At 36.7% G+C, this 4,646-nt stretch carries 6 protein-coding genes and 1 pseudogene; 4 read left to right on the forward strand and 3 right to left on the reverse strand.

Translation table 11 applies throughout. From position 1 onward, the window contains the following. The first annotated feature begins 172 nt into the window (after window positions 1-172). From rplT to P767_RS0103690, 3 genes are all read left to right on the forward strand, one after another. On the forward strand, window positions 173-364 hold the full coding sequence (gene rplT, locus P767_RS19200) for a 50S ribosomal protein L20 (RefSeq protein ID WP_327247251.1): 192 nt from the start codon (window positions 173-175) through the stop codon (window positions 362-364). A gap of 111 nt (window positions 365-475) precedes the next feature. After that, window positions 476-1,909, forward strand: a complete 1,434-nt coding sequence (locus P767_RS0103685) for a type III PLP-dependent enzyme domain-containing protein (protein WP_026763448.1) — start codon at window positions 476-478, stop codon at window positions 1,907-1,909. 43 nt (window positions 1,910-1,952) lie between these two features. Next, window positions 1,953-2,408 carry a nuclear transport factor 2 family protein gene (locus P767_RS0103690; protein ID WP_026763449.1) on the forward strand — a complete coding sequence of 152 codons (456 nt, stop codon included), beginning with the start codon at window positions 1,953-1,955 and terminating at the stop codon, window positions 2,406-2,408. An 8-nt stretch (window positions 2,409-2,416) separates the two neighbouring features. Here the strand turns inward: P767_RS0103690 and P767_RS0103695 are convergent, their stop codons facing one another. The 3 genes from P767_RS0103695 to P767_RS0103705 are packed head-to-tail and all read right to left on the reverse strand — an operon-like array spanning window position 2,417 to window position 4,420. Further along, a complete protein-coding gene (locus tag P767_RS0103695; RefSeq protein ID WP_026763450.1) occupies window positions 2,417-3,049 on the reverse strand; it encodes a hypothetical protein in 633 nt (210 codons plus the stop codon). Then, a complete protein-coding gene (locus tag P767_RS15685; protein WP_071840035.1) occupies window positions 3,040-3,564 on the reverse strand; it encodes an RNA polymerase sigma factor in 525 nt (174 codons plus the stop codon). Before P767_RS15685 ends, P767_RS0103695 begins: the two co-directional genes overlap by 10 nt. A gap of 4 nt (window positions 3,565-3,568) precedes the next feature. Then, complete coding sequence (locus P767_RS0103705) at window positions 3,569-4,420, reverse strand: TraB/GumN family protein (RefSeq protein ID WP_026763451.1); 852 nt, start codon at window positions 4,418-4,420, stop codon at window positions 3,569-3,571. A gap of 103 nt (window positions 4,421-4,523) precedes the next feature. On the opposite strand from P767_RS0103705, the pseudogene P767_RS18090 reads away from it, so the two are divergent. Then, window positions 4,524-4,646, forward strand: a pseudogene (locus P767_RS18090) (DUF2892 domain-containing protein); the annotation flags it as partial.

Consider the following 4,646-nt stretch of genomic DNA (forward strand, 5'->3'; position numbering starts at 1 on the left):
CTAACTTCAAAACATTTAGTATGCCACGTTCAAAAAATGCAGTTGCATCAAGAGCAAGGAGAAAGAAAATTCTTGACCAAGCCAAAGGATATTATGGTAAACGTAAAAACGTTTATACCGTAGCCAAAATATTGTAGAAAAGGGTCTTACCTACAGCTATGTAGGTCGTAAATTGAAAAAGCGCGAATACCGTCAATTGTGGATTGCGCGTATCAATGCTGCTGTAAGAGAAGAAGGAATGACTTACAGTCAGTTCATCAATAAGTTGTCTGTTAAAGGCATCGATTTGAACCGTAAAGTATTAGCTGATTTAGCTATGAACGAACCAGCTTCTTTCAAAGCCCTTATTGCTTCAGTTAAATAATTGAGCAGATAAAATTGTAAAGCCGGTTGCCACTGCATCCGGCTTTTTTTATTTTCATTATCCGCAACAAGGACTATTTTTACATTCTCATTTAAAAGGAAATTTCGGCTGATGAACAATACCTATACGTCTCTGGTAAACCAGACATTCCACTTCCCCCAAGAAGGTTTTGAAGTTAGTGACAATGGATATTTAGAATTCAATGGAGTAGATATCAAGAAATTGATTGATAAACACGGTACTCCGCTGAAACTGACGTACTTACCTAAAATAGGTATGCAGATCAATAAGGCCAAAAACATGTTTGCGAATGCTTTTAAAAAGCATAAGTATGAAGGGCAGTATTTTTATTGTTACTGCACCAAGAGTTCTCATTTTTCTTTTATTGTAGAGGAAGCACTGAAGCATAATATTCACCTGGAAACCTCCTATGCTTACGACATTGAAATTATCAATCGCCTTTACCAGCGTAGAAAAATAAATAAGGAAACCTTTATTATCTGTAATGGGTATAAGCAAAAGCAATATACTTCCCGGATTGCCAAACTAATTAATTCAGGTTTTAAAAATGTAGTTCCCATTCTGGATAATAAAGAAGAACTACAAGCGTATAAAAGAAGTGTAAGAAGCAGTACTCCTTTTTCATTGGGAATAAGAGTGGCGGCGGAAGAGGAACCCAATTTTCCTTTTTATACATCCCGTTTAGGCATCAGAGCCAAAGATATTCTGGAGTTTTATGTAGATGAAATTGAAGGATACGAAGACAAGTTTCAGTTGAAAATGCTTCATATTTTTTTAAATAAGGGTATTAAGGATGATATCTATTACTGGAGTGAGTTAAACAAAATCATTAACCTGTATTGTCAGTTAAAAAAGATTTGTCCTGAGCTGGATTCAATTAATATTGGAGGAGGTTTCCCAATTAAACATTCTCTTGGATTCGAGTACGATTATCAGTTCATGATTAATGAGATAGTAGGGAATATTAAAAAGGCCTGCAAGAAGGCAAAAGTGCCCATGCCAAATTTATATACCGAGTTTGGCAGCTACACTGTTGGAGAGAGCATGGCTCATATTTATAGTGTAATTGGTCAGAAAATTCAGAATGACCGTGAGTGCTGGTATATGATTGACTCTTCCTTTATCACCACTTTACCAGATACATGGGGAATAGGAGAGAAATTCCTGATGTTGCCTGTAAATAAATGGGACAACGAATACCACCGCGTGGTATTAGGCGGAATTACCTGCGACAGTCACGATTATTACGACTCTGAAGAACATATTAACGAAGTGTTTCTCCCTAAATTAACAACCACCGACAAAAAAGAGGAAGAATCTAACAAAGAACCATTGTATGTAGGCTTTTTCCATACAGGAGCATATCAGGATCAGATCAGTGGTTATGGCGGAATTAAACATTGTCTTATTCCTTCTCCCAAGCACGTAATTGTAGAATACGACAAGAATGGCAAGCTGATTGATTGGGTGTATGCGAAGGAACAGACAGCGCAGAGTATGCTTAAGATTCTTGGTTACCTATAAATTTATTAGGATATCTTTTATTATTGACTTTACAACTCATCGTATGAAAAAGTTTTTCCTGTTTTTCGTTTTGTGTGCATTGTCATTTTCAGTGAATGCCCAATCTGCTGAGGATTCTGTGAAAGCAACGATTCGCAAAATGTTTTTTGCCATGATAGAGGCAGACGGGGCCATGTTGCAGGATTGTTTTGCAGATAATGCAATTATGCAAACCATCACTGCCAACAAGGAAGGTAAGCTAATAGTAAGAACCGATTCTGTATCTGCTTTTGTTAAGCAGGTTTCCAATATGCCCAAGGGCCTGGCAGATGAAAGAATTGTTTTTGAAATGGTAAAGATAGATGGCCCTCTTGCAACCGTTTGGACTCCTTATAAATTTTACCGCAGGGCAGATTTCAGTCATTGTGGAGTAAACTCATTTCAACTGGTACGTAACAATGATAAATGGAGGATTCAATATCTAATTGATACGCGAAGGAAAACCGGATGTGCAGAATAATCAAGTTATTATTCTTTTAATTCTGCCAGTAGCTGCTTTAATTGCTGTATATAATTGCCATATAATTTTTTAATATACCATTTGGTAAAATATACCAAGCCAATCAGTATAGCAGCAATTTTAATGATGATGATAACAGCGTAAAAATGCGTTAATCCTTTTAACTTCTGGAATATTTGTTCGAGCCCCTCAATGGGCTCTTTTTGTTGATATCCCAGGGCCATTGCAAGAAAAAAGCACACCGGTAATAAAGCCATATTAAATTGAAAATAGCGCTTGGCAAAAAGGCTTAGCAGGTCTATTAATTCTTTCAGATTTGTTTTTACCGGAAGTACCAGGTTTTCAAAAGCTACTATCTTTTTAAATAAATACCACAGCACCCAAATAAAAGGGATAAAAATAATTCCAAAGATGCTGAAATATACACGAATGGCCGTTTCATGGTAAATAATTGAAATGGAAGCGAATCCTATTATACCTATAACACAACAAGCTATTTCAAACAAAATACTCTTTTTTATTTTGCACAATAAGGAACAGGCCTTGCCTTTCAACAATTCTGCCAGTTTGTTTTCAGGTTTATTTGAGAAACCACTTAGCAGCTGCTGATTCAATTGTCCTTTCAGTTCATCTAGTTCCATGATTTTTCATTTAAACGGTTTCGATTTTTTTTAATGTAGCTTCTCTGAGTTTGCCTTTGATTCTGTTCATTTTTTACAGCAATATTGTTTGCAGTGATGCCAATAATATCGCTGATTTCTGCATAGCTGTAATCCTCCAGATAGAGCATCACAATGGCTTTGTCAATTCTGGATAGTTCTCCGATTGCCAGATACATGGCCCGGGTTTGTTCCTCAATTTGTTCTTTATCAGAATAAACCTGTTTGTCTGGTATTTCTGAAACGGAATCTATAAATGATTGTCGCTTTTCTTTTCTGAAAAAGGTAATTGCTGTATTTAAGGCAACTCGATACAGCCAGGTTGAGAATTTAGCTTCACCTCTGAATTTATGATATGCTTTCCAGGCTTGTAATGTTACTTCCTGAAACAGGTCTTCCTTATCTTCCGGGAATTGCATATATAAATTGCACACTTTGTGTATGATTTTCTGGTGCTCATTTAATTGATGCAGGAATTCCTTTTCTGATACGCTCATGAGATTAAAGTGCTAAAGGTTTAAGTTGGTAACCTTTTTCTCTAAGCAAAGCCAGAACACCTTCCGGACCACCTAAATGACCTGCGCCCACTGCAAAGAAAGCTGGGGATTGATGAAAGGCGGAAACCATTTTTGGAATCCAGTTTCTGTTCCTTTTGATAAGCATATGCTGTTCAAAATCATTCGACATAGATTGGTTTTTCATGTAGGCATAAATGCTGTCGGTATGATTCAGTTGATAAACCCTTACCAGTTCTTTCATTTCCTTTTTTGAAATATCAAATTGCTCTACCATTTTCTTAAGCGCAAGTAGCTGACTGTCTAAAGGCTGGGCGTTAACAGCGGCCACGTGATCGGCAACCGATTCTAATCCCTCAATACCTAAATTGGCATTTTTGGCAATACCGGATAAAATAGATTCCGGTTGAATTTTGTCGGGACAATCCAGTGTCTTCAGGGTTAGCATGCTCATACTAACAAATGGCTTGAATTGTTTAAACAGATTCAGCGAAATACCTGTTATTGCTTGAAAAGCCTGGTCAACCTGTTGAAAATCGGTTCCCAATTCTTTATCCAATGAGGATTCAGAAAACTTCATTTGTGTCATGAGTTCCTGTTGTACGCCAGGCTTTGTAATATCAACTTCAAGGTATAGCTGTTGGGTGCTTAGCAGTTTTTGCCTGATGGTTTCACTTATGGCATAGTCATTAGCACATAGCATATGAAATGTGCCATAGAGATAAGATGGTTTTGCAAGTCCATTTCCGCTGATTTCCCATAATAAACTACTGCCCGATGACTGTGCAGATGCATTCATGCTGAACAACACAATCAAAACCCCTATCATCCATTTCATTGAACAAAAATTTAAATATGAGTCAGCATAACCTTACAAATATTACAATGCAATATTTAAAATTATATGTAAATTCAGGAAAACTTATTATATGAAAAAGAATATGGGTTCTGCTGATAAAACAATTCGCATCCTTATAGCAGCAGTAGTTGCGGGATCGTATTATAAAGAAATTATTTCAGGTACTCTGGGAATTGTTTTATTGGTGCTGGCAGGTGTATTTGTT

The organism is Sediminibacterium salmoneum NBRC 103935 (genome assembly GCF_000511175.1).
GTDB lineage: Bacteria > Bacteroidota > Bacteroidia > Chitinophagales > Chitinophagaceae > Sediminibacterium > Sediminibacterium salmoneum.

Excerpts from the sequence above, each read along its gene's own strand:
- P767_RS0103695 (WP_026763450.1), bottom strand. The coding sequence starts at position 3,049 with ATGGAACTAGATGAACTGAAAGGACAATTGAATCAGCAGCTGCTAAGT.
- P767_RS0103685 (WP_026763448.1), top strand. The coding sequence starts at position 476 with ATGAACAATACCTATACGTCTCTGGTAAACCAGACATTCCACTTCCCC.
- P767_RS15685 (WP_071840035.1), bottom strand. The coding sequence starts at position 3,564 with ATGAGCGTATCAGAAAAGGAATTCCTGCATCAATTAAATGAGCACCAG.
- P767_RS0103690 (WP_026763449.1), top strand. The coding sequence starts at position 1,953 with ATGAAAAAGTTTTTCCTGTTTTTCGTTTTGTGTGCATTGTCATTTTCA.
- P767_RS0103705 (WP_026763451.1), bottom strand. The coding sequence starts at position 4,420 with ATGAAATGGATGATAGGGGTTTTGATTGTGTTGTTCAGCATGAATGCA.